Origin of the sequence: Pseudoalteromonas sp. NEC-BIFX-2020_015, from assembly GCF_012952265.1 — a bacterium.
GTDB classification, from domain to species: domain Bacteria; phylum Pseudomonadota; class Gammaproteobacteria; order Enterobacterales; family Alteromonadaceae; genus Pseudoalteromonas; species Pseudoalteromonas neustonica.
In genome coordinates this window covers 26220-52209 of sequence record NZ_JABCJL010000019.1, presented here as the reverse complement: position 1 = coordinate 52209, position 25990 = coordinate 26220, and the positions used below count along the sequence as shown (strand labels likewise).

25 protein-coding genes are annotated in these 25990 nt (G+C 38.9%); 14 read left to right on the top strand and 11 right to left on the bottom strand.

Features of this window, described 5'->3' with window-relative positions; all coding sequences use genetic code 11:
• Positions 1–39: 39 nt before the first annotated feature.
• Both HH219_RS14400 and HH219_RS14395 read right to left on the bottom strand, forming a co-directional pair.
• A complete protein-coding gene (locus tag HH219_RS14400) occupies positions 40–3156 on the bottom strand; it encodes a multidrug efflux RND transporter permease subunit (protein ID WP_169327864.1) in 3117 nt (1038 codons plus the stop codon).
• A gap of 11 nt (positions 3157–3167) precedes the next feature.
• Entirely contained in the window at positions 3168–4373 is a 1206-nt protein-coding gene (locus tag HH219_RS14395; RefSeq protein WP_054453192.1) for an efflux RND transporter periplasmic adaptor subunit, read from the bottom strand.
• Between the two features lie 259 nt (positions 4374–4632).
• Here HH219_RS14395 and HH219_RS14390 point away from each other — a divergent pair, with 259 nt between their 5' ends.
• The 5 genes from HH219_RS14390 (at position 4633) to HH219_RS14370 (ending at position 8621) form a co-directional block, all read left to right on the top strand.
• Positions 4633–5424, top strand: a complete 792-nt coding sequence (locus HH219_RS14390; RefSeq protein WP_169327863.1) for a crotonase/enoyl-CoA hydratase family protein — start codon at positions 4633–4635, stop codon at positions 5422–5424.
• Positions 5425–5493: 69 nt separating this feature from the next.
• Complete coding sequence (locus HH219_RS14385) at positions 5494–5883, top strand: CidA/LrgA family protein (protein WP_064435701.1); 390 nt, start codon at positions 5494–5496, stop codon at positions 5881–5883.
• Positions 5876–6583, top strand: coding sequence for an LrgB family protein (locus HH219_RS14380; protein ID WP_169327862.1), 708 nt, complete (start codon positions 5876–5878; stop codon positions 6581–6583). Before HH219_RS14385 ends, HH219_RS14380 begins: the two co-directional genes overlap by 8 nt.
• Positions 6584–6622: 39 nt before the next feature.
• Positions 6623–7459, top strand: a complete 837-nt coding sequence (locus HH219_RS14375; protein WP_169327861.1) for a mechanosensitive ion channel family protein — start codon at positions 6623–6625, stop codon at positions 7457–7459.
• A gap of 28 nt (positions 7460–7487) precedes the next feature.
• On the top strand, positions 7488–8621 hold the full coding sequence (locus tag HH219_RS14370) for a hypothetical protein (RefSeq protein WP_169327860.1): 1134 nt from the start codon (positions 7488–7490) through the stop codon (positions 8619–8621).
• Between the two features lie 388 nt (positions 8622–9009).
• On the opposite strand, the gene HH219_RS14365 is transcribed toward HH219_RS14370, so the two are convergent.
• Positions 9010–9594 (bottom strand): VTT domain-containing protein, encoded by a 585-nt coding sequence (locus HH219_RS14365; RefSeq protein ID WP_054205387.1) that lies wholly within the window; start codon positions 9592–9594, stop codon positions 9010–9012.
• A gap of 300 nt (positions 9595–9894) precedes the next feature.
• Positions 9895–10755 carry a GGDEF domain-containing protein gene (locus HH219_RS22075; RefSeq protein ID WP_249118529.1) on the bottom strand — a complete coding sequence of 287 codons (861 nt, stop codon included), beginning with the start codon at positions 10753–10755 and terminating at the stop codon, positions 9895–9897.
• Between the two features lie 200 nt (positions 10756–10955).
• On the opposite strand from HH219_RS22075, the gene HH219_RS14355 reads away from it, so the two are divergent.
• Complete coding sequence (locus tag HH219_RS14355) at positions 10956–12188, top strand: TMEM143 family protein (protein ID WP_054205385.1); 1233 nt, start codon at positions 10956–10958, stop codon at positions 12186–12188.
• 15 nt (positions 12189–12203) lie between these two features.
• Here HH219_RS14355 and HH219_RS14350 read toward each other — a convergent pair whose 3' ends face one another.
• Both HH219_RS14350 and HH219_RS14345 read right to left on the bottom strand, forming a co-directional pair.
• Positions 12204–12536 carry a PBPRA1643 family SWIM/SEC-C metal-binding motif protein gene (locus HH219_RS14350; protein ID WP_054205384.1) on the bottom strand — a complete coding sequence of 111 codons (333 nt, stop codon included), beginning with the start codon at positions 12534–12536 and terminating at the stop codon, positions 12204–12206.
• A 127-nt stretch (positions 12537–12663) separates the two neighbouring features.
• Positions 12664–13527, bottom strand: coding sequence for a PA4780 family RIO1-like protein kinase (locus HH219_RS14345; RefSeq protein ID WP_054205383.1), 864 nt, complete (start codon positions 13525–13527; stop codon positions 12664–12666).
• A gap of 213 nt (positions 13528–13740) precedes the next feature.
• Between HH219_RS14345 and HH219_RS14340 the strand changes: the two genes are divergently transcribed.
• The 4 genes from HH219_RS14340 (at position 13741) to HH219_RS14325 (ending at position 15777) form a co-directional block, all read left to right on the top strand.
• Complete coding sequence (locus tag HH219_RS14340; RefSeq protein ID WP_054205435.1) at positions 13741–13959, top strand: hypothetical protein; 219 nt, start codon at positions 13741–13743, stop codon at positions 13957–13959.
• A gap of 214 nt (positions 13960–14173) precedes the next feature.
• Positions 14174–14965, top strand: coding sequence for a transporter substrate-binding domain-containing protein (locus tag HH219_RS14335; protein WP_211842144.1), 792 nt, complete (start codon positions 14174–14176; stop codon positions 14963–14965).
• Positions 14966–15037: 72 nt separating this feature from the next.
• Positions 15038–15406 carry a hypothetical protein gene (locus HH219_RS14330; protein ID WP_170174240.1) on the top strand — a complete coding sequence of 123 codons (369 nt, stop codon included), beginning with the start codon at positions 15038–15040 and terminating at the stop codon, positions 15404–15406.
• The gene (locus HH219_RS14325) at positions 15403–15777 is read left to right on the top strand and encodes a hypothetical protein (protein ID WP_054205381.1); all 375 of its coding nucleotides are present in this window, start codon (positions 15403–15405) and stop codon (positions 15775–15777) included. The genes HH219_RS14330 and HH219_RS14325 overlap by 4 nt, the downstream gene beginning before the upstream one ends.
• Before the next feature lie 202 nt (positions 15778–15979).
• Here HH219_RS14325 and HH219_RS14320 read toward each other — a convergent pair whose 3' ends face one another.
• Both HH219_RS14320 and HH219_RS14315 read right to left on the bottom strand, forming a co-directional pair.
• Positions 15980–19642 carry an Ig-like domain-containing protein gene (locus tag HH219_RS14320; protein WP_169327859.1) on the bottom strand — a complete coding sequence of 1221 codons (3663 nt, stop codon included), beginning with the start codon at positions 19640–19642 and terminating at the stop codon, positions 15980–15982.
• Positions 19643–19644: 2 nt separating this feature from the next.
• A complete protein-coding gene (locus HH219_RS14315; RefSeq protein ID WP_169327858.1) occupies positions 19645–20160 on the bottom strand; it encodes a hypothetical protein in 516 nt (171 codons plus the stop codon).
• A 397-nt stretch (positions 20161–20557) separates the two neighbouring features.
• On the opposite strand from HH219_RS14315, the gene HH219_RS14310 reads away from it, so the two are divergent.
• The 4 genes from HH219_RS14310 (at position 20558) to gbpA (ending at position 23890) form a co-directional block, all read left to right on the top strand.
• Complete coding sequence (locus tag HH219_RS14310; RefSeq protein ID WP_169327857.1) at positions 20558–21412, top strand: alpha/beta fold hydrolase; 855 nt, start codon at positions 20558–20560, stop codon at positions 21410–21412.
• Between the two features lie 2 nt (positions 21413–21414).
• Positions 21415–21972, top strand: a complete 558-nt coding sequence (locus tag HH219_RS14305) for a DUF2975 domain-containing protein (RefSeq protein WP_064435709.1) — start codon at positions 21415–21417, stop codon at positions 21970–21972.
• Complete coding sequence (locus tag HH219_RS14300; protein ID WP_054205376.1) at positions 21972–22193, top strand: helix-turn-helix transcriptional regulator; 222 nt, start codon at positions 21972–21974, stop codon at positions 22191–22193. Before HH219_RS14305 ends, HH219_RS14300 begins: the two co-directional genes overlap by 1 nt.
• 227 nt (positions 22194–22420) lie before the next feature.
• Positions 22421–23890 (top strand): N-acetylglucosamine-binding protein GbpA, encoded by a 1470-nt coding sequence (gene gbpA, locus HH219_RS14295; RefSeq protein ID WP_169327856.1) that lies wholly within the window; start codon positions 22421–22423, stop codon positions 23888–23890.
• 73 nt (positions 23891–23963) lie between these two features.
• Here gbpA and HH219_RS14290 read toward each other — a convergent pair whose 3' ends face one another.
• The 3 genes from HH219_RS14290 to HH219_RS14280 form a co-directional block, all read right to left on the bottom strand.
• Positions 23964–24179, bottom strand: a complete 216-nt coding sequence (locus HH219_RS14290) for a TIGR02450 family Trp-rich protein (RefSeq protein WP_169327855.1) — start codon at positions 24177–24179, stop codon at positions 23964–23966.
• A 527-nt stretch (positions 24180–24706) separates the two neighbouring features.
• Entirely contained in the window at positions 24707–25219 is a 513-nt protein-coding gene (locus tag HH219_RS14285) for a hypothetical protein (protein WP_054453177.1), read from the bottom strand.
• A 99-nt stretch (positions 25220–25318) separates the two neighbouring features.
• Positions 25319–25825 (bottom strand): DUF3087 domain-containing protein, encoded by a 507-nt coding sequence (locus tag HH219_RS14280; RefSeq protein WP_169327854.1) that lies wholly within the window; start codon positions 25823–25825, stop codon positions 25319–25321.
• Positions 25826–25990: the final 165 nt, after the last annotated feature.

Genomic DNA, 25990 nt, shown 5'->3' with positions numbered 1-25990 from the left:
AAGTCAGGTTTCCCTGACTTTTTTTACACAACCCTTACTTCACTCTTGAGTCGATACAGTACCTTTTATTTTTTCACGCATTGATTGCACCAAACTATAAAATAATGGAACTAGCAAAGTGCCAAAAATAGTTGCGGCTAGCATACCTGCCAATACAGTAACACCCAATGAGACTCGGCTTCCAGCCCCTGCACCTGTTGCAAAGACTAAAGGTAACACGCCTAAGACAAACGAAAGAGCTGTCATTAATACTGCTCGAAAACGCATGCTTGCCGCGCTCAATGCAGCGTCAAATATACTCTTACCAGCAGCACGCTCCTCCATCGCAAATTCAACAATTAAAATTGCGGTTTTGGTCGACATCCCTATTAACAACACTAAACCAACCTGCGCGTAAATGTTATTTTCCATACCTAATACATACAACGCCAACATAGCACCAAACATTGCCAATGGGATCGCTGCAATGACCGAAAATGGAATTGTCCAACTTTCATATTGCGCAACTAAGAATAGGTAAACAAATATAACCGCTAGACCAAATAGGATAGGTGCCATATTACCCGCTTCAATCTCTTGCTTAGACTGCCCCGCCCATTCAAACACATAGCCGTTAGGTAACTGCGACGCCAACTCTTGCATAGCTGCAATTGCATCACCACTTGAAAACTCTGCCGCGGCTTGGCCACTAATATTAGCACTACGGTATAGGTTAAAGTGGTTTAAAGTCGTAGGCCCAAGGATCGGCTCTAATTTAGCGAGTGTAGTCAGTGGAACCATATCCCCTTTATCGTTACGAACAAAGTAATGTTGTAAGTCTGTGGGATTTTTACGGAACTCACTTTCAGCCTGCATAATCACTTTATAAGTACGACTAAACTGATTAAAGTCATTGATATATAACGAGCCCAGTTGCGCTTGTAGCGTTAAGAATATATCACTCAGAGCAACACCTTGAGCTTTGGCTTTGTTACGATCAACCTCTAAAAAGTACTGCGGAACATTTGCTCTGAAGGTACTGTAAACATTGCTGAGGTTAGGATGCTGATTTGCCTCATACACTAAGCCGTTAAGAACTTGGGCTAGCTGCGTTGGATCACGCCCCTCACTATCTTGTAAGCGAAACTCAAAACCAGAGCTGCTTCCCAAACCGGGAATAGGAGGCGGATTAAAGACCATCACTTGCGCATCTGGCATTGCCCACATTTGCCCCATCAAACGACCTATAACAGACTTTAAGCCTAATTCAGGGCTGGTACGTTCTTCCCAATCTTTTAAAATCACAATACCTAACGCATTATTTGAACCTGCACCACCAATTAATGAAAACCCTGATACGGCTATAAAATCAGTCGCTGCGGGTTCATTTTTAACTATTTCGGCTATTTTATGCATCACTTTTTCTGTGCGTCCACTTGCAGCTGCATCAGGTAATTGCACATCAACAAATACAAAGCCTTGATCTTCTGCTGGAATAAACCCTGTCGGGACACTTTTGGCCAACCATCCAGCGGCCACAAAAATAACCAATGCAAAAATAGCCATTCGTGCCGAACGTTTCAAAATAAAGTGTATGATTTTAGAATAGACGGTAGTAGATTTAGTAATACTTCTATCAACGGGCGCTAACCATTTTATCGGCGTCATTACTTTTTCATTTAGTAATAACGCACATAATGCAGGGCTTAAAGTAAGCGCATTGACAGATGATATAAGCACTGCAAACGAAATAGTAACAGAGAATTGTTTATAAAGTTCCCCAGTAATACCTGGCATAAAACCTACAGGCACAAATACCGCAAGTAACACTAAGGTGGTAGCTATAATCGGCCCTGTCACTTGTTCCATGGCTTTCGTTACGGCTTCTTTAATGGGTAGTTTTTCTTCTTTGAGGATACGCTCAACGTTTTCAATAACAATAATCGCATCGTCAACCACAATACCTATCGCAAGCACTAAACCAAACAAGGTAATTAAGTTAATTGAATACCCCATTGCCATCATAAAAGCAAAGGTTCCCACTAAAGAAACAGGAATAGCGATAGTAGGAATAAGTGTAGCTCGCCAATTTTGTAAAAATAAAAACACCACTAACACGACTAAACCAACGGCTTGAAATAATGTAACAACAACTTCATCAATCGATCGGTTAATAAACTCAGTTGTATCATACGGTATAGAATATTCAACACCGTCAGGGAGTTGCTTTGCAAGTTCTGCCATTTTAGCTTTTACATCACTTGCTACCTGCGTTGCGTTAGCATCTGTTAATTGGTAAATAACAATGAAAGCCGTATCTTGCTGGTTTAACTTAGCTATTACGCTGTAATCAGCAGAGCCCAGTTCAATACGTGCAATATCACTAAGACGGACGAAATTGCCATCTTGGTTTGAGCGAAGAATAGTTTGGCCAAACTCTTCGGGGGTTTTTAAGCGCCCTCGAGCTTGAATCGAATATTCAAATTGCTGGCTTGGTAAGCTTGGCGCTGCGCCTAATTTACCGGCTGCTACAATGGTATTTTGCTCTTGTAAAGCAGCCTGTACCTCAGCGATTGTTAGCCCAAGTGCAGCCATTTTATCTGGGCGCAACCACAAGCGCATCGAATAGGTCCTTTCGCCCATAACTTCTGCTGACGCAACACCAGGTATACGCCCAAGTGATTCGGTTAAATAATTGGTTGCATAGTTACTCAAAAATATATCATCAATATTATCTTTGCTAGAGAAGAGGTTAATCCCCAGTAGCATTGCACTTGATTTTTTCTTAACTGATACCCCCTGACGCTTTACCTCTGCAGGTAAGCCAGGCTCAGCAAGCGCCACCCTATTTTGCACGTTGACCTGTGCAATATCAGTGTCTGTACCAACTTTAAAATATACGGTTATGCTGCCAATGCCATTATTCGTTGAGCTCGATTCAATGTACATCATATCTTCAACACCATTGATTTGTTCTTCAATGGGTCTGATCACAGATTCCTCGACTATCTGTGCACTTGCACCGGGATAGACCGCGGTAATTTGTACTTGCGGCGGGGTTATCTCCGGGTACATATTCACAGGTAGTAATCCCATTGAAATCAAACCTGCAAGGGTGATAACAATCGAAATCACTAAGGCAAATTTAGGCCGCGCGATAAACGTTTTACTGATCATGAACGCTCCTTTTAGCCCGCGGCATTAGTTAAATTAGAAATAGTACCCGTGGTGTGATCAACCTTTTTCTCGACTGGCTTAACTTCCACCCCTTGGCGCACTTTTTGCAAACCTTCGACAATCACTTGCTCGCCTTGCTCAAGGCCAGACTCAACAACCCACATTGCATTAATACGACGACCTAATTGCACAATACGAGTGGCTACTTTTTTATCATCCCCAACGACGAGTACAAATTTGCCTTGTTGGTTTTCTTGAACTGCAGCCTGCGGTATTAGTGCCTGCTTTTGCTTATCTTTACTTTCTAAAATCAAGGTTACAAATAAACCCGGCATAACTATATTATTAGGATTAGCAAACGTTGCTCGTAGTTCTACCGTCCCCGTACTGCGATCAACTTTAGTATCAGCGAAATCAAGTTGCCCTTTTGATGCTAGGTTTGAGTTATTAGGTAAACGCAGAGATAAATCGATTGGTACATTTTGTGGGTTGCCTTCACTACCTTGGTGCTTTTGGCGGTAACTTATATAGTCAGACTCTTCTACCTGAAAATTAACGTAAATAGGGTCAACATCAGTAAGCTGAGCTAACTCGTTTGATGTTGGTCCAACTAAGTTACCTACATCATAGTTTACTTTACCAATACGCCCTGCAAATGGCGCTTTAATTTGTGTGTAACTTAAATTCAATTTAGCTTTTTCAAGATTGGCTTGTGCCGATTTAACCGCTGCAGCTGCTTGATCGTACTTTGTTGTTAACTTATCTAAATCAGATTGCGAAATAAACCCTTGAGAGGCGACTTCTTTGCCTCGAGTTAGGTCTCGCTTTGCACCATCTGCGCCAGCAATTTTGCTTTTTAAATCAGCCTCAATTCCTGCTACTGAAGATTGATACTCACTTGGATCAATCTTCAGTAATAACTGCCCTTTTTCTACATAGGATCCTTCATCAAAGTGGCGTTCAATCAGCTCACCTTCAACCCTCGCACGTATTTTAACTTCCTGATGCGCCTCAGTCCTCGCAACAAACTCTCGATAATTTCCAACATCTTGCGTTATAACCTTAAATACCGAAACGGCCGGAGGCGGAGCAACTTGTTTAGTAGCCGAGTCATCAGAGCAGCCTGCTATTGACGCAAATAATGCACCACCAATCATACATTTAATGGTTAATGACAGGTAAGTACCTAAAATATTAGGCGTAAACCGTTTCAGCATAGCTTTCTCCTTGGCAGGTAATGAAATGCATTACCATTTGGTTATTATCTAATTGTGCAAAACGCAACGTACGTTTAGGGCAAGTATTGACGATAGGTTTTGTGGTAAGTTCAAATAAAATATACACCACTTTGTAATTTTTTGTACATTGGTTTTACATTTGTGTCGCTGCTGTAAATTTTTGTTCAATTAAAGAGTGACGCTTTACATGTAATCGATTAACTCGTAAGCTAAAAATCAACAGGTCAGAGGAGTTGGCATGATTACATTAGAAATAAAAAACACAGTTGCGTACGTCACACTATTTCGAGCAGAGAAACAAAATGCGCTTAATTTCATCATGTTCAAACAACTAGCTAAAGTCATAAAGCAGCTTAAAAAAAACAAGTCGATTCGCGCTGTTATTATTCAAGGCAGTGGTGAACACTTTTGTTCAGGGCTTGATGTAGCAAGTGTAATGAAATCCCCAGTAGATATGTTTAAATTGCTCTTTAAATGGCTGCCTGGTAACTGTAACTTAGCTCAACAAGTTGTGCTTGGATGGCAGTCTCTAAGTGTTCCTGTATTTGCAGTTATACAAGGAAACTGCTTTGGAGGGGGATTACAAATAGCGTTAGGCGCTGATTATAGAATTGCTCATCCGGATACACTGTTAGCAATAATGGAAGCACGCTGGGGACTTTGCCCCGATATGGGTGCTAATGTCATTTTACCTAGTTTATTAAAGCGTGATGACGCGCAATGGCTAGCAAGTCATGCCGAACCAATAAGTGCATACAAAGCACACGAGATTGGCTTGGTCACTCTACTCAGTGACAACCCACATGATGCCTGCCAAAGTATGATTACAACTTTACTCGAGCGCTCCCCCGATGCCCTTGCAGCTATAAAGCGAGTCACACAACAAAGTTATCACACGCCAAAACGTCGTATTTTAGCAAAAGAAACCTTTAGCCAAATCAGGTTAATTATCAATCCAAATACCAAAAAAGCGATTGCCAAAGCAAAAGGTAACGACACGATAAAATATCAAAACCCTAAACACTGGTAGTCTATAAGTCGCATAGTTTTTTTAGGCTAAACATGTTCAAGTTTACTCATTAATTAAATAAAATAAGCAATGATGAAAACGACCCAAGTATTATCTTACCCTGTACTACGCTATTTGATTAGTAGCGCATTGATCATTGGTAGTTTAGCTGCGGCAAAAACAATAATGCACTTGATTGGAGGGGGGTTCCCTGCGCCATTACTTGGGATGCTTATATTACTGTCGCTGCTACTATGTGGCTTAGTGAAAGAGCAACAATTACTTCCCTGCGCTTCACCTCTTTTAAATTTTATGCCCCTGTTTTTTATCCCCGCCGGTGTCGGGTTTATTGAACACTTAGGCTTAATTAGACAGCATTGGCAGTTTTTAACAGCCACACTGATTTTTGTTCCCCTGAGTAGCTTAATTCTGATCAGTTATGTGATTGCCCTATTCAAAGGACGGGATCATAATGAGTAATATGTGGTGGTTGAGCATTCCAATTATAATTACGCTCTTTATATTACTGAGAAAGTTGAATTCTCGAATTCAATCACCTTTATTAAAGGCAATAAGTAACCCCGTATTTTTAGCCATTACTATTTTCGCGGTTATCCTTATTGCAGCTGATTTATCCTACACGCGCTTTTATCAGCATAGTCAATTACTCAGCTGGCTATTAGAGCCGGCCATTGTTGCACTAGCACTGCCTCTTTATCAGCAATTTATCCATATCAGAAAAAACGCTTTATTAATTTTACTTAGCTGTACTTTTGGCGTTATTAATGCAACCGTTGTAGCGACATTATTGAGCGCTTTATTTGATGTTCCTGTGCACTTAGCTGCGTCTGTAGCAGCACTGTCTGTAACAACGCCTATTACTTTGCTAATTACCGATTCGCTCGGCGGCATTGCATCCCTAGCCGCAGCGATGGTTATTTTTATTGGCCTGCTGGGAGCGTTATTTGGCTTTATGCTTTTTCGCATTTTGGGGATTTATAACCACCAAGCACAAGGTGTTGCTATAGGCACTGCATGCCATGCTATTGGCACCGCCGCTGCATTAAATGAAAATACGAGCATTGGTGCTTTTGCATCAGTTGCCATGGCATTAAGCGCGCTGGTAACTGCGTTAATCGTCCCTCTACTTTATCCTTTTTTAAGCCAAGCTCTGCTATGATAAGCAACAATAGAGCGTTTAATTTTTAATGAGCACGTAATGATCAGTACAGAAATACAACAAGTCGAAAAATATTACACCATGATCAGCGAGTACCTCGTTAAGTACAGCATGCAGCTAGTCGGCGCAGTATTGATCTTAATTTTTGGTTTATGGGTTGCGCAAAAAATATCTAAAATGGTTGCCGCACTCATGGCGCGCAATAATATGGATATCACGCTTACTAACTTTGTCAGTAATGTCGTAAAAGTACTGCTGGTCATCATGTTTATTATTATCGCACTGGGCAAAATAGGCATAAGCGTTACACCATTTGTAGCTGCTATTGGTGCCGCGTCCCTTGGTGCAGGCTTAGCACTACAAGGGATGTTGTCTAACTATGGCGCAGGTTTGGCGATTATTGCCACTCGCCCGTTTATAGTAGGCGATACCATTGAAGTTAAAAACGTCAGTGGCCAAGTTAAAACGATTGAGCTGGGACATACTGTTCTTATCAACGAAGAGAAAGTCGAAATTACCATTCCAAATAAGCATATCGTCGGTGAAATCCTGCATAACTCGTTTAATTACTCTCTTGTTAAGGGCGAAATAGACATCGCTTATAACGCCAGTGCTGAACAAGCAATTGAACTCATTGAAGGGGTATTAAAAAATCATGAATTAGTTGCTGATGACCCTCATTCACAGGTCGGCATTGAGCGCTTTGCAGACAGCGGCGTTACTATTAGTTATCGCTATTGGGTACCAACAACTAAAATTATTGAAACCAAATTGGCTGTCAATGGAGGCGTATATAAAGTAATTCAAAACGCAGACATTGAAATTCCATTCCCGCAACGGGTTATTACTATCAACAAAAATGAGCTGGATAGTTAATTTAAATCTCAACTTAAAAGGATAACAAATGCAAAGTAACTCAGTGAACGCAGCTAAATACCTTGCTCTTGTTATCCTCGTTATTCTTTGCTGGTTACCCCATTTTAACGATTATATTATGACGTTTATTGACCAAGCCCTACTACAGTCATCTATCGTGTATGCATCAGCACGTAGCGTAAACGCCATTATCTCGTTATTACAATCTGCTGAGGTTGGGATCGGTATCGCAAGTATTCAACCCGCGCAACTACTTGATCCTGTAAATGATTTAGCCGAATACATTGCTGATGCAATGCGTATGGCTATTGGCTCACTCTTTATTCAACGCATACTGTTCACTATGTCATCGGGTGTGTTTTTTAGTGGCTTATTTACACTGAGCGCCGTCGCGTATGTCATTTGTGACTATGGTGGTTATTTAAAGCAACTAAAAGGACGGTTACTGGCAAGCTTGGTGTTAATCAGGTTTTTAATTCCCTTGGTTGTACTGAGCACTGGGCTAATGAGTCATGCATTTTTAGATGAAGAGATTGATAATAAAAATCAATATATCGAAGGAAAAGTAGACACTTTAAATACCCAAGCAAATGCAACATCACAGCTATCATCGCAAGTGACGGCTAAAATAAACAGCCAAAAACAAACTATTTTTGATGAAATAGAAATAATTAACACCCAAGAATTACAGTTAAATACCGTTATAATAAACAATCAACAACGCCTAGATAAACTAACTCAACAGATAAATATAATCCAAGATGCACGCTCACTCACAGAAAAAATAACCCTTACAGAGCTTGAATCTGCCAAACCATTAATTGCAAAACAACAAGCCCTTAAACAAAAGCAGGCTGCTATCAACAATCAATTAGCCGCGCTGTACTTACAAAAAAGCCAACTTAAAAAACAACTTATTGGGCTTAACGACCAACTAACGGGAAATACTGGTAATATAGTGAGTCGCGTTGTAAATACGGTTAGTAACGGCATTACTAATATGGTGGCATCAATGGAAAGTTTATTTACAGATTTTTTAAACCTGCTTTCACTCTTGATATTAAAAATACTACTGATACCGCTATTATTTCTATATTTATTCAGTAAAGTATTTAAAGCGATTTGGCAACGCAGCGTCACCCTATGGCGTGTTGACCTTTGAGGATTGAAATTTGTTCAACCTAGGGGCGATTTAATCGCGGCGCGAGGTTTGGAATCGAGTGGGCTCGATAACTGCTCCTGCGTTATTCTACTGGCTCACATCCATGTGAGAATAAGTAAAAATCGAGCAAAGCTTCCACGTCCTGCTCACGCCCCTTACCTACATCCGTGTAGGTAACAAAGAGTTAATAGCTCCTAGAAAGAACCCTTTGGGCAGCGCATGTTTGGCATTTATACTGCGTTATCGCCTACTTATGGGGAACAACCACACTGCATAGGCGCTACCTTGCCTAAATACCAAATAGACTGCTGCAAAATCAATCACGAAAGGTTAACACGCCCTAACACAACGCCAAATAAAAGATGAAGTTATCAGTGCAACCAAATGATTAAAATAACGTACTCATCCACCACGCTAACAGTACTATAATTGAAGTTGCAACTAACGCTTTAGCTTTGTGTTTTTTGATAATTCGCTCAGCCTGATCGCCTGCAAAATATACCACCAGTGCGAGACCAAAATAACGAATAGAGCGCGCAATAGTGGTCGCAATTAAAAACAGCAGCAAAGAGTATTTAGTAGCGCCCGCTGCCAACATAGCAATCTGAAATGGAATTGGCACAATACCCAAAGTCATTACAAACCAAAAACCTTGCGCTTGCATTTTTTGCTTAACCTGCTCAAATTGCTCGGGGCTTGAAAAGCTATTTATAACCCAATCCCCTACCATATCAAACAAATAATAGCCTAGGGCATAACCTACTAAGGCCCCAAAAATACAGCCAATAGTAGCCATTAGGGCAATTAGCCAAAGCTTTTCACGCCTAGCTTGCATTAAAGGAACCATTACCGCTTCTAATGGGATAGGCACGATAGTTGATTCTAAAAATGACGCAACCGTGATCCCGCTGAGCATATGCTTAGAATCAATAAATTGACGAGTTTTTTGTTTTATACTTTTCCCAACAGACATCCTAACTCCTTGTGCACCCAAAAATAGATAATTTAATTCTATGTAAAAGCGAGTAAATACATGGTGCAATATGTGAAATATCCTCTTCGATAATACCCTTACTAAATCCACTCTTATGCACTACAGCTTTACTCTTTGCAATCTAAGTGCCAAACAAAAAATAAAGCTTAACCTGCTAAATATAAAAGGGTTTTAGTATAAGTGAATTATTAAAAAACGAGGCGTGAGGCCATCAAATGTAAAATTGGCCTTTAACTCTGTACATATTGGAAGGTATTTTTATTACTAAAATAACAGGTGTTATGTTATTTCAAAACGTCCTCGGCCACTATTTTTAGCTTTATATAACGCTTGATCTGCACGCTTCATAACCTCTATCAACGAATCATCAGCTTGCTTTATTGAGCCGCCAATACTAACACTTAACTTACGAGTTGCAGCAACATCAACAGTACTTGCAAGAGTTAGCAAGTGCTGTGTGATTGCTGTGATATCTGCCATACACGTACTTGGGTAATAAATGGCAAATTCTTCGCCACCGATACGAGCAAAAATAGCATCGTCCTTAAACTCACTCGCAAATAGAACAGCCAATTCTTTTAAAACATCATCACCGATATCATGCCCAAACTCATCGTTAATTGATTTAAAATGATCAATATCAACAATAAAAATACTGTAAGGCTTACTCTCATTGTTTTTCACATACTGGTAAAAGTAACGCCTATTAGCTACTTTAGTTAAATCATCCGTAATTAGTTCTTTAGAAAGCTGTTGATGAGCTTGCGCCAAATTCTGCATAGCTAAGAATAAGCCGTAACCTGTCACTAACATGCCAGATGTACGAAACATATCTTCAACATAAATACCAATCCATTTAGGTTGAAAGAGTACTTCATCTAATAAATCAAAAAGCAATCCTGTAGTCCATAACCACAAACCTAAGCTTAAGAAAAAATACGTTTTTATCACCAAGTGAGATAACTGAACCAGCCAAAATATACAAATAACAATTAATAAATTTATTGCATCAGTCGCAACACCATTAAAGTATATATCTTGCTCAAGCACATGATATTCTGATAAATAACCAACTATTACTACGGCAATCATCACAACAAACAACACAGTAAAAAGCTGCTTTAAGGGTTTAATATACATAAAGAGGAGTCGCACGCCATTTAAGATTAATTACAAATATGCACTATTACATTAAATAGCCATGCCAACAATAAAACATTAAAAAATCTCAATGTGCTTTATTTAACATGCAATCATAAGTTAAGTCTCAGATTTATGTCGCATTTATAAGTTTTATTTTTTACTATCTATGAATTAATAAGTATGTAAAAGCGCACCGTATGTCAAACGATCGATTTATTCCCTTCACAAAGCACGATATTGTCGATCTCTGTGCCCAAGAGCTTACCGAACAAGATACTGAGTCCTTCAAGCAATTTAGCCATTTACTCGCAAGCTTGATACATAATCAATACCATCACCAACTTGAGTCACTTAAACATAACTATGCCCCTTTTGACCCAAACAGAGACACTCGCTTACTCGGACTAATTTCTGATGAACAAAAAGCCCTTCATCAGGCTGAATTTGCTAAAGAGTTTGCAAGCATTCTCAATGCAGCAAACTACGAAAAGATCACTTCTGACGATTTACAAGATGCCCTGCGTGAAGAGTCACTCTTTAAAGTACGTTTAGCCGTTGAGTTTGATGATTTTGCTGAAGTCGTGTTTTATCGCAGAGGTGAATCCCAAAAAACTGAGCAACTTCGCTCATGGTGGGGATTAAAAACACACACTCTACAATTTACAAATTATGAACGCGTTGCGGTGTTTATTCGCTTTAAAGGGGCAGATTACTTTACTGCAAAAAACAAAAAAACACTGGGTTATGAGCCTAATTCGACCATCATAAAATTATTTCAAAACGTCCCTAAAGCAGACCTAGAAATGTTGTTTCCAAACAGCGAAGTTAAAATGCGCCCGATTGATAAAGTGGTCATTGCCACATCAGCACTCATTGGCGGCGCGATAGTATTAGTGACGAAACTTGGCGCGTCTATTTTATTGTTAATCGCTTTATTAGCCTTTTGGGGAGGTTGGCGTAATGAAGAAGTACATATGAGCCAACAGCACTTTATTACTTTTGCTATTGGAATGGGCGTGTTTGGTAGCTTTATTTTTAAAGAATGGAGTAAATTTAAAAACCGTAAAATTCGTTTTATGAAAGCACTCACTGATAACTTGTACTTTAAAAATTTAGACAACAATGCAGGCGTATTTCATACATTGATTGACTCTGCCGAAGAAGAAGACGTTAAAGAAGCACTGCTTGCCTACACCTTCTTATTAAAGTCACCGCAAGGTTTAACCGCGCAAGCGCTTGATGAAAAGATTGAAGACTGGTTTAAAAATAGCTACCAATGTGAACTTGATTTTGAAATTACTGATGCACTGAACAAGCTAACAAAAATGAAACTGGTTACTGTTATTGAACAGCATTACTTTAGTGTTGAGTTAAGCCAAGCGAAAGCTCAGCTCGATAGCCATTGGGATGGTTTATTCAACTACAGCTAAACTTATTTAATCGAGTTAAGCACAGCACTTTTTATATTTTTTACCACTTCCACACGAACATGGATCGTTACGTTGTGGTGTTTTCTCAAAAACTTGCGTAACGGGTTTGTTGAGTACGATATCCAAAGGAGCAATGTCTTCAGCTAACGTACTATCAACTTTAATATCAGCAAATAAATCATTGGCTACCAAAATAGCATTTATTTCACGTTCGCGCTCAGGGCTTTGCACCTGTAAAACCAGCGGATTTTCTTCGCTACCAGGTTTTACATTTGGCTTAGGCTTATAAGTACCTTGGTTATTTTTACCCATAATATCGGGTTTACCGCGATAGAAAAATTTTGACACCGGCGTTCCTAACTGTCGTTTTAAAGCAACTCACCGCGAGTCGCCAAAGGCTGCGCAGTCTAACAGAATTTAAGGCTGTTAGCGCGCATCTTTAACATTGACCATAAGCGTATAACACGCGATATCTTTACTCTTCGTCAGGTGCTTGTGCAGCCTTTATCCGTTCTTGGTTTTCTTGCATTTGCTCAAATGCAGCTTTGATCTCATCAAGAACCGAATCAACATCAGCAGCAGCATGATCATCGACTAAATTACCGTAAAGAACCGTTTCAGCGGTTAACTCACCCGCTTGATACAATGCCCACATTTCTTCACCAAAACGTGTATCGAGTATTTCTGGTGCGTACTGCCCATAATACAAGCGCATATTACGTACATCGCGTAAAAACATTTCTTGCGCATTGTTATTTGCCGCCGCATTCACCGCTTGCGGTAAATCTATAACTACGGGGCCATAACTATCAACTAACACATTAAATTCAGACAAATCACCATGCACAATACCTGCACACAGCATTAAACGAATGTAATGCACCATAGTAGCGTGATCTTCAATTGCTTGCTCAGCAGTTAAATTTACATCATTTAAGCGCGGCGCAACATCACCATCATTATCGGTGACTAAATCCATGATCAGTACACCATCATAACAACCATGCGGCTGTGGAACTTTTACACCAACGCGTGAGAGTGTAAATAGCGCATCCACTTCAGCATTTTGCCACACATTTTCTTGTTCTTTACGGCCAAATTTAGAGCCTTTTTCCATCGCACGGCCACGACGGCTGTTACGTACTTTGCGTCCTTCTTGGTATTTTACTGCTTGTTTAAAACTGCGGTGTTGTACATCTTTGTATACTTTCGCACAGCGAATATGTTCACCGCAGCGAACTACATACACTGAGGCTTCTTTACCACTCATTAATTGGCTGATGACTTCATCAACTATACCGTCCTCTATTAACGGTAAAATCTGTTTTGGCGTTTTCATAGCACACTTATACCGTACTTAGTCATACCTTTTAATCTACTCACATCTATATTTTATTTTCAGACCCTTACGTTAAAGCAAAAGTAACTGAAAACCAATGCTAATAATCGCAACTTTATGCTTTATTGCAGATCTATAAGCGTAAAAAACTTGACTAAACCTGCCAAATCCACAAACTACGAGATAAATAGCTTTAAATTACACTTATTAAATATGAAATCAGAAATTCGCTATCGTTTCCAGTCAGGTCAAGTAGCTAACCGTTTTTTAAATGAATTAAAACACTGGCCTATTGCAGATGTAAAAACCACACTTTTAAATGGTGGTTTTGATGTTAAGGTTAGCTATTACTTTGACAGTGCAGAATTTGACTACACATGCGCAGAGCTCGATGATTTAGCAGCCAGGCATGAAGGCAAAGAAGTTACCTAAAAGAATATATAAAAATTCATTACTTGTGGTTAAAATACGAATAAAGAATAAAGAATAAAGAATAAAGAATAAAGAATAAAGAATAAAGAATAAAGAATAAAGAATAAAGAATAAAGAATAAAGAATAAAGAATAAAGTATTTTAATAATTTCTATACCTTTAGGCTAACTTTCACTAAACTGCACTCTGCTTGTTTAAAAAGAGAGCATTTATATTGCGCAACCTGCTACTAACCTTCATTTTACCACTGTACAGCCCATTTGGTTTAGCAACATCGTTAACATTCGTAGCTGAAGACTTACCTCCTTATCACTTCAAAAATAGTGAAGGTGAAGTGGTTGGTGCTTTAGTGGATATTTCAAAAGCCGTTTTAAAAAAAGCAAAATTAACGGGTAAATTTGAAATAATGCCAATGGCACGCGCTTTTCATGAATTTGAAACACACCCAAATATCATCATGATGTCGTTATTAAAAAATCCAACTCGTGAAAGTCAGTTTCAATGGCTCGGTCAAGTCTATTTTGCAGATGCATATTTAGTAAGCCTAAAGGATTTTGAATACTCGACCCCCTCACTTCAAGCCGCAAGAGCTTACAGGGTCAGTACGATTAGGGGTTACTCAAGCGAGCATTATCTTAGAAGTGCTGGTTTTGATGAGAGTAATAACTTAGTACTCGTAAGTAATTACTCTCAATTGTGGAATATGCTTTATAAAGGCCGAGTTGATTTTGTTTTAACTAACACACTCACATTACAAAATGAATTAAAACTTATTGGTTTAGACCCTAACCAAGTAAAAAAGCATGTTCATTTAACTGATTACCCTTCCACACTCTACTTTGCTGCAAACAAAAATCTAGATGAGCAAACGGCATCAGCAATTAAGCTAACGATTGAACAAGTAAAAGAGAGTGGCCAATATCAAGCAATTTTAAAAAAATGGCAGTTACCTGAACCTGAAAAACAAATAGCAACCGAACAACCATATTTAAACATCGTAAAATAAAATGAATGATCCTAACAATAAAATGCTTTACTGTTTCAAACTACAAGTAAGCCCTATTTTTAACACTGCGCTATGACCAAATTTTTCATCCTAAAATACATTGCTTTTTTTATGGGCTCTATTGCGTGTTACACCTTGCATACACAGTTTATGGTACCTGTGGTTATTGCATCTTGCCTTACAGGGCTTATTGGTAGCTTTATTCCTTTTCCAAAAAGCTCTGGTAATCACCCATATGCGGCTATTTATGCTGGGAGCTTTGCAGGTATGTGTTCACAGGGTTTAATAAGTAGCTACTGGGAGCTTGCCATTATTTCATTGATTGGCGCAATTTTGTATGTATTAACAACAAAGCTATTTACAGGCTTTGGTGGTAGATTGGGAAGTATTGCATTTGTCAGTGTAGCTCTATTTGTATTAGCTAAGGGGATTGTTTTATGAGCCTTATATCTGCACTACTTGCGTTACTTGGCGCATTCTTAACTTTTTACCTAGCACAACACAATCGTCTTGATGCTATTCGTGCATCAGCAATCTTATCAATTAGCGCTTATCTGCTATTGAGCTTGAGTGACGTTGATGCACAGCTTTACAGTGCAATTTTTTTTGGCGGTACCTTCATCGGCATGAGTGCGCCTAAACGCTTTGGTATTTACACTTTATTTTCAGCCAGTTTGATTTTTTCAGTACTGTTTGAACATTTAATACCGAGATTTAATAACTTTGGGGGGGCATTGGGTGTCAGCGCATTTTTATCGGTATGCATTTGCCAAACGGCTATTGTACTAGGAGCTCCGCGCAGTAAAAAATAGTGATGCCAATTGCATTGAATTAGCGCTCCGTTACAGCGATAAGGGAGTAGCTCAATAACAAGGCAGCGTTTATGGCTATCATGTATAAGTAATTTTTAATGCCGCGAATGAGTTATTTAATTAGCAATAATGCTCATCCATTCAGTTTAACTCACAAAAAAAGCAAGCTTAATGAAGCTTGCTTCTGTTATTTTAAATTATATTATTTTTTACGTCGTCTAAGCGCCGCAAATGGCATTAATAACAATGTAAACCAATATAAACTACCACTCGATTTACGCGTAGTTGGCTCTGTATTATCTACCGGCACAGCAGGTTTAGTACCTTCGCCTGTAATAGTCATCACAACGTTTGTTGTTACTTGCTGTTCACCATCAGAAACCGTGTATGTAAATGTTTCTGTCGTAGATTCTCCACTGTATAAGCTGTCAAATTTACCTGCAGGATCATATGTTAGCGTACCATTACCATTATCTGTAACTGCACCTTTGATATTATCAGCATTAAACGATGAAACAGTTAATACATCACCATCCTCATCAGTATCATTCGCTAAAACATCAACCTGTACAGTTTCAGACTTAGTTGTTGTTGCTGTATCTTCGACACTTACTGGCAATGTATTTTCACCTATAATCGTTATAGTCACTTGCGCTGAGCTTTGCGCGCCCAATTCATCGGCAATCGTATAAGTGAAGCTCTCTGTTGCTGTTTCACCTTTTTTAAGGTTATCAAATTGCCCATTTGGAGAGTAATTCCAAGTATCGTCATTATTATCTGTTAACTGCCCATTAAGTGCTGCGTCGTAACTTAATAACGTAATTGTATGACCATCTATATCGCTATCATTACTCAAGGCAGAAATAGTAACTGATGCATTTTCTTTCACTTCAACCGTATCAACAGCGGCCTCAGGTGAACTGTTGATATTAACAGCTACGGTAACAGTACCTTCAACAAATGCACCGTTATTATCTGTGGCTATATATTTAAACGTATCGGTTACTATGGTCCCTTGTGTTTCGTCAGCAAATGCTACCGATGCATCATAGGTGACTTTATCTCCTGAAAGGGTAACCGTTGCAAGTGTATTAGTGGTATCAATGCTGTCAATCGTTAACGTATCACCGTCAATGTCGGTATCATTATTTAAAGGCGATAACATTTTTGTTTGACCTGACCAGACGCTAACATTATCTGCATTGATCGCTGGTGCATTATTAGGCGCAACGTCGGTATTTAATGCCTCACCAGCACTAATTTGATACCCACCCGCTACAGCACTTACATCTTCATGTTTAACCGCAGCATAAATATTTGACTCTAGATCAGCTTTATCTATTGTATAATATAGATACCCTGTTTTAGATGGATTAGTATCCAAAGTAATGCTTTCTTTTATTGCTGTTGTACCATCTGATTTATATAAATTTAGGCTCGGCTTCATACCTAAACTTAAATCAGCTACACGAACGACTAAATCCTTACTAGTATCAACACCACTAATATCATAAAAGTCTATATCACCTGCATTATCAACAACACCTGTAACACCTGCATTCGTTGTAGCTAAATCATCACTACCTGTATAGGTATCGTTACCATCACTATCACGTGGTACATCGGTAATAACTAAAGATGTTTTAGTGATACGTACAAAATTTTCAGTAATCGCTGGTAACGCTTCAATTGTAGGAACTGATCCATCTAAAGTCGCCGTTAATAAGCCCGTAGTCGTATACATAGCAGCGCTATCATTATTATTTACGTGAACTTCTACTTGGTAAATCCCGTTACTTTTATAAGGAGCAATAACAGAGTAGATACCATCACCTGCCACCGCATCGCCCTCAAGGCCATTATCAAACATATCCAACGTCGTGGTAAGGTCCGACGGTGATGTAATAGTCGCAACTACATTAGCCCCAGTGATCAACTTATCCTTCGTAATCGCAGTGGTGATAATCATCGGTTCAGGGTAAGTTACTGCATTACCTGTAAAGCCTTCTACGCTGACCGTATAACTACCTGAAAGACTTGGCTCCGCACTAATATTAACAGCAGTTTTTAACTCACTATTTACGCTCACATTACTGATCTGCAGCTGCCACTGCCCAAGACCATGTGCCGCAATATCAGCTTGAGTAATGTTTGTATTGCAAGACTGTGTGCCCGCGGCTTCAACACACTCAAAAACAACTCCGGTGACTTCAACACCAGTAGCATCTAATAATTTAAGCTCAACATCCGTTGCCGCTAAATTATGATTCACAAAAACATTAATATTATCTAAACCTGAATCAACTTCTATTGCTTGCGTGGCACTTTCAGCACTATTTATTGTGAGCAATGATGACGCTAAATTTTGGTTATCCGTTGCGATTGCATTTGCTTGTAAAAATGCATCCACAATTTGTGCAAGTGATGTAGGAGATGAAAAATATTTTCCCCCGGTTTCATTTGCTAACGTTAATAAAGGGCCTGTTGGTGATGCAAAGCCATAACCAAAGCTAAAAATAGGAATATTTGAATTTTGATAATTTGCAATAACCTCACTTTGCGACCTTGTTGAGCTATTATCATCGCCATCAGCTAATACAAATACCACTCCTGGTGCACCGCTCCCCTCATTTTGTTGATAGGTAACTAAATTATCTAGCGCTAACTGTGACCCATCGTATAAAGCCGTTGAGCCTGAAGAACGAATAGCATCAATTGACGCCTTCAGACTTACTTTTACACCTGTATCAGGGTTTTCGATTTTTTGTATTGGAAAGTCCTGTACAACACTGCGGTTGCTAGAAAAACTCACTAGCCCCAAGGAAGTACTGCCTTCAGCTGTCGCATCCACTAATATTTTGGCGGCTTGTTTTGCGTTATCAATTGCTGAGCCAGACATGCTGCCTGAGCGATCTATAACAACTTGCATATCAATATCACCTTCAACCCAAACAACTTCAAGTTGATCGCGACATGATGTCTGGGCCGTTGGTAGCTCAATTTTTACTGGTGTAGTACTATCAGGTGCATTATCTGCCAATGTGACAAAACGTGTACGATTAGGCTGCGCTGTTTTACGCCCTAACTTAGGGTCATCTTTAGCATCTTGCAGTAATACCTCCCAAGCACTTTTACCGTAAACCCGCCCTTGTGCTGTACGGTTTACGTCGCCTATAGAATCTGCCGTAGAATGATTGAGCCATATCATATCACCTTGCGTTGCTCGCCATTGGTTACTCATTATAGATGTTGCAGCAACATCTGTATTTAACGGTGTGCTCGCTTCCCCTGAATCGGCTGTACCCTGGTATTCATCAAATACGCCATATGCATAATGCCCCCACTCATGTGCTAATGTATAACCTGCACCTAATGGATCGTTAAGCATGTCATGATCAACACCTGGCGATGCACCATTAGGGAAAACATCACCAAACCAAATGTGCATGCCATTGGCACCAAAACCAGAAGCATTGGCACGTGGCCACTCTCTTTCACCCCAAATAATGTCAGATTTAGAGCGATGCTTATTTTCTCTAAATACACTTACTTTTCCTAGCTTATGCGCACCATTAGTTTGTTCACAGATACCATCGGCAAAATTTGCAAAAATTTCTTCATAAACTACTTGCTCAACCCCTTCAGGGTTATTATGCAAAGAGACTGTAATATCAAATATCGCTTTAGAAGAATCAGTGGAGCTTACATTGACTGATTGGATATTTTGAGCTGAAAAGGTTTGCTTATTTTGGTTTTCATCTATTGTATTAACGCGTGATAACCAGCTACTTGCAGCAAAAACAGAGGTTGAAGCCAACGCCATGCCTACACATAAAGCGCTTTTTGTAAGTTTATTGTTTTGCATTTTTAATTCCTTTTTACCACTAAATATAATTGGAAGGTATGCTTTCCTTGCCCGACAATCAGTCTACGATTACGTTTAAGTAACTTAGTAATCTCAGGATAAGCTTGATGAAACTCAGTTAAAGGCATTAATTTAAATGCGCGTTCAACGAGTAAGTTTCCGTGTAAAAGGAGATCCGGCTTGATTCTATTGGGTACATGCAAAACAATGATATTTTGATTTGAAACCGCCTCTAACAAAGTGCTTTCACTGATAGAAAAAAAATCTGTCGATGCAGTCGCACACGACTGAAATACATTTCCATCATTCCAGTATTTATAAGCATTTCCATACTTATTACTTTGCTCTACAGGTACATCAATTATACATTGAATACTTACCGCGTTATGCTCAAAATATTGATGGGATAACAAATCCAAATTTGAATCAAAATAAATCAATTCAAACTTATTATCTGATAACTCATTAACTATTTTTGTAGTGAAATAACGCTGGATATTTAGAGGGGACTTATTCACATAAGTGATATGCGCGAACGCATAGCTACATACAACAGATTGCCAAAGGCAAAAGGCAGTAATAGTCTTCATCATCATCCCTGAAAAAACCAATCATCCATAATACAACCGCAACCCTAGCAAATAAATACGAAAAAAAAAACCTTTTACCTACTAAATTGAATGATAATCAAGCTAAATAAATTGCTCAGTCGAATTAGCAATTTATATTATCTGCTATCAAGCACCTTCCTCTTTACTTATTAAATCAGCCATTTTTTGGTTAATTTCATCATCACATTTATAACTACAGTGGTGGAACATTGAAGTTTAAAACAATAAAATTACCGCTAAACGATAACTTTTGATTGATTAAAAGTAACAATCCTGACATATTAAATTTTTTAAAGGAGCTACCATGTTAAAAATAATTATCAAAATATCACTTACTCTACTGCTATTTAGCCAAGCAGCCTGTACTACCATAAGCCTTAAAGAGTCTCACTTTATTAAGCCAGATAAACGGATACAACTCTCTGATCTGAAAGCTATTAATCGCTCAGCAAAAACACAACTTATAACGATTGCTAGCCAAGATGGTATTCAATTAAGAGGAACGTTAATAACCATAGATAATGCTAAAGCAACTATTCTATATTTTGGTGGCAATCAATTTAGAGTAAATATAGCCGGGGGCGAGCCTGCAACGGCACTTTTGCCTTTACAAACGAATATATTAATGATCGATCACAGAGGCTATGGGCTTAGTGACGGGAAACCCACTATTGATAATTTAAAGCAGGATGCGTTAACCGTTTTTGATTTTGCAAAGCAACACAGTGAACTTGTTAATGCGCCTATTATTGTTCACGGTCACTCATTAGGAAGCATGATAGCAAGTTATGTTGCCAGCCAACGTAATGTCGCAGCCCTAGTACTTGAAGGCAGTGTAACCAATGTAGAGCAAATGACACAATCTCGTATCCCATGGTACGCAAAGCCTTTTATTGAGCTGAACTACTCACCTGAGTTACGCAGTATTGATAACCTTAAAGTCATCGAGCAATACACTGCGCCTTTACTTATTATTACAGGCGAAAAAGACACACAAACGCCAAGCTCTCTTGCTAAATCTCTGTACGCACATTCAGCATCAAAACATAAGCAATTATATATCGCACAGGGAAAACATCACGGTGATGCACTAGATGGTGCTGAACTTAAAAAGCATTATGAGGTATTATTAGCCCAATTAACGCCAAATAGTCTATAACAATGAAAAAAATAATTTGGATGAGCAATATCATTTTAACGCTGCTATTGCTCAGTTTACTCACGATGCTCATTACCACTGTAATTGTGCTGATCAGCGATACCCCACTATTAAATTTTAGCCAAGAAAACGGCACTAACATGTGGATTGGGCTTGAGGTAAGCGGATCATGGGCATCAGCCGCTAAACAACTAACACAAAATAACTTCAATGCTGTAATTTGGTTAGGTTTACTGCAACTACTGCCTTTTATTTTAATTAATATTATTTTGATTCGGTTATTTTACCTTTATCGCCAAGGACTCTTTTTTAACCCAAAAAATATTAGCTGCTTTACTTGGCTTGGTACTGTTTTACTTGCTCAATTTATTATTGTTGCCATTTACCCCGCACTACTTTTTACACTACTTAATTATGTAACCGGCAGTGGACTTGGTAGAATGGTGTCAATTAATGACACAGACATTATTGGTTTGTTAGCTGGATTAATTATTTACGTCATCGCGTGGGTAATGAAACAAGCACACCAATTACAACAAGAACAAGAGTTAGTAATTTAATGGCAATTATTATCGATTTAGACGTAATGCTCGCGAAGAGAAAAATGAAATCTAGCGAGCTTGCAAATGCAATTGGCATTACCCCACAAAATTTATCAGTATTAAAAGCTGGCCGCGCAAAAGCGATTCGTTTTAGTACTTTAGACGCTATTTGCCAACACCTTGATTGCCAACCAGGCGACCTATTACGTTACGACACACAAGATCACAACGAGCTCTAATTTAATGTTTTAGAGAGAAAGCAAATACCAAATAACTACCTGCTACAAAAAAACAATCCATTACAACTAAAAAACACACCTAACCTCTACTTTTCAAACTTAAAGCTTATTGTGTAAAGCACACCTCAAAGTTACCATAAAAGGTACAAGCAGAATAAACTTAAGCTACATTTTTGTGCTTATTCTGCGCGTCAAATTAAATTACATTTAGCTTTTTTAGGATCATAATGAACATATTACATAAAACATTGCTCGCAATGTCACCGTTGGCATTAGCAATGTTACTTCCTGTTTCAAATACCGCATCAGCCCATGGTTATATTTCTAAACCAGAATCTCGTGGCTACTTATGTCGCCTACGCGAAAACGCCAATTGCGGCAATGTTGTTTATGAACCACAAAGCCTAGAAGGACTAGATCGTTTCCCTGAATCAGGCCCTGTTGATGGTCATATTGCCAGTGCAGGTCTTCGCGGATTTGGCCAACTAGACAGTCAGTCAATCAATCGCTGGACAAAACGCCATATTAAAGCGGGTCCAAATGAGTTTAGCTGGACACTAACAGCCGCTCATTCATCTCGTGACTGGCGTTATTTTATTACTAAAAAATCGTGGAACCCTAATAGCCCATTAACCCGCGACCAATTTGAAGCGGTTCCTTTTTGCGAATACCAAAGCTACAACAAACAACCACCGCGTCAATTAACTCATCTGTGTAACGTACCGTCAGATCGTAGCGGTTACCACATTGTACTGGGCGTATGGGATGTAGCAGATACTCCAATGAGCTTTTATAATGTTGTTGATGTGATGATCGATAACGGTGATACCAGCAATGTGTCGTGGCAAGATGTAGGCGATATTGGCACTGGTCGTGATTTAAAAGTAGGTGATAAAGTAAAAACTCGCGTATTTGGTGACTCTAAAGAATTACCCTCTTTACAAACCGTGTTAGAAATAACAACCACAGAGCAAGGTCTTAGTGAAAATTGGACCCTTGCTTTAGCGAAAAAAATTAACGAGTCGCAGTCATGGCTACAAGCAGGTCAACTAAATGAAGATAAAAATATTGAGCCAATCTCTGGTCGCAATGAAATCTTCGCACAAAGTAACTCTGGCATAAGCTCAGTTGAGCTTGCTTTTGAAATGGCGCCACTGCCTAAACCAAACTTTACTGTGAGTGGTTTAGCCCATAACTACGTCATCAAAGATGGCGCTATTAGTCTTGATTTTGCTATTAATATCAGCACTAAAGCCGTTATTTCTGCAACATTAAACAAGTCATATAACAGTGTGCAAAGTAAAACGTATCAAGTGGATGCGGGGCAATCACAACTCACGTTAGATTACCCTCATGCCCAAGCTGGTCACTACAATTTAGTAATTAGCTATGTTGCACACAATGGCACTACCGACAAAAAATCGTTTCACTTAAATATTGCAGAACAAAGCACTGGTACGCCAGGTAAACCGGTTCCACCAGTGACGCCACCAAACACCGATGCTGACTTTATTTTCCCTGAAAATTTAAGCAGCTACAAAGCTAATACAATCGTGTTACAACCTAAAAATGGTAAGGTTTATCAGTGTAAGTCATGGCCATACAATGGTTATTGCGTACAGTGGTCTGAAGGTTCAAATCAGTATGAGCCTGGTGTAGGTCTTTACTGGAACATGGCGTGGATTGAATTAAAATAGTAATCGCTATTTTATCTAGATGCTCAAACCACCAGTGATAACGCTGGTGGTTTTTCAATTTTAATTCACTGTATTACTGCCAACCTTGTAACCAATTAGCGGTATCTTTTAAATCGCGCCAATCGATTTCAACAGCTCGTTTTGACATAACCGCCTCAATAACACAAGACACTACAGCGCCCTCTTCATCAAACTCCATATCGACAATAATAAAGTGTTTTTCTTTATTAATTGGCTTAACAGCCGTCCACTTACTATTTCGTAATTTTTTTGGATTTATTTTATTCACAGCAACTTCCTAAACAATGCAGCAGTTTTATTTGCTTCAATACGTAAAGCCAGGCCATTTCGTTTTATTTAACCAGCATTTTTTAACAACCGATTAAAATGCACAAACGGACTTATTATTAATTTAAGAAACTGAAACAGAAGAACGAACTTAGGTGTTATATAACAAAAAGGAAGGTTAAACAGTAGAAGGCTGTTAATAGTGTTTGAGTAGGCTAAAATTTATTATTAAAGCCTACTCAATTATTACTTGAAAATAGGGCGTGCTGACCTTTCGAGATTGATTTTGCAGCAGTATGTTTGGTATTTAGGCAGGGCAGCGCCTATGGTGTGTGGTTGTTCCCCATAAATAGGCTATAACGCAGTATAAATGCCAAACATGCGCTGCCCAAAGGGTTCTTCCTAGGGACGATTGACTCTTTGTTGCTCGGTTTTTACTTAGCCCGCTAGGTTACAAACCTCGCGCCGCGATTAAATCGCCCCTAGGTTGAACAAATTTCAATCCACAAAGATCAACACGCCCTAATATTAAAACTCGTAACTAATACTCACACCGCCATCTGCGCGACTTTCGTTACTGTTAGTGCCTTCGCCATAACCTAACTCCAAACGAACACGCCAACCACCTTCATTTAAACCACTAAAAAGGTAACTATAACTAACGCCTACACCGTTGGTGGTCTCTCTATCAAATATACCAGATAACGCACAGCCAAAAATATTACCAAATGCATCACCAATACTGTCATCTTCAGATTCTAAAGGGCATTGACGACCATCATCCTGAACACCTAATGCACCAACAACAAAACCTACAGCATGTTTTTTATCGCTCGTTAAGGCATGTTCAAAACCAGCCGAAAAGCCATCATCTAAACCAATTTTATAATTAGCATACCAACGCTGTGTTCCCTCATTTGTCGCTAAAGAAATCTCAGGCACTGCGACGTAAGGGTAACCACCGCCAATCGAAAAACTAACATCGTTTGCATGGCTTGCGCCTGATAAAAAAAGCAATGTTGTTGCAAAAATTAATTTCATTTAAATAAATCATTTATAATTGTGTGTTTTTTGATGATAACCGAATTAAATTCACTAAAACAGGTAAAATTGTTTCAATTTGTTTCATGGGTATATTACTTAAAACTGCTTTAAAATTGCAGGATCGTAGTTATTAGCGTCTAAGCTCACATTAAATTTAGCCGCCACACTATCTAGCTCTGCTTGTTTAATAGCAAGCTCATCCATAGTGATGGTGTTATCGTCAAGTTGCCATAACAAACGCGAGCCCGCATAACTATAATGAATAGCTAATAGCGCATCAGGATTACCTTCTCGCCCTGCGGCTTTTAATTTTGCCAATTTACGGGTTATTTTATTAAGCGCTTGTTTTAATTCCCACACATAAACAACTTCAGTCATATAATCGTGAGTACGGTATTTATTAAGTGCCCAGCCAATTGTTAAACTCGTAATAACCACGCCAATTAAATTCCAATGAAAATGGCTGCCGCTTTCATCAGGAAAAAAAGCAATAAGAGTTTGTGAAATAGCCAAACTGCCAATGGCCAAAGTAAGGCCACAGCCAATAATAACGCGATTTAAATGCTTACGATAACGAGCTTTATCAATTTGAATAAGTTGCATAACAGCCTAATAAGATTAAAAACAAAAAGGATTCAGCCGCCATTGTAGCCAATCACTACACGCAATGACGAAACTTTTTAAAAATATTTCACCCCTTTTTGATTTAACAACCGTTTTACCTGTGAAACGCCCAGATGCTTGGGTATAACAAACACAGGAAATGCT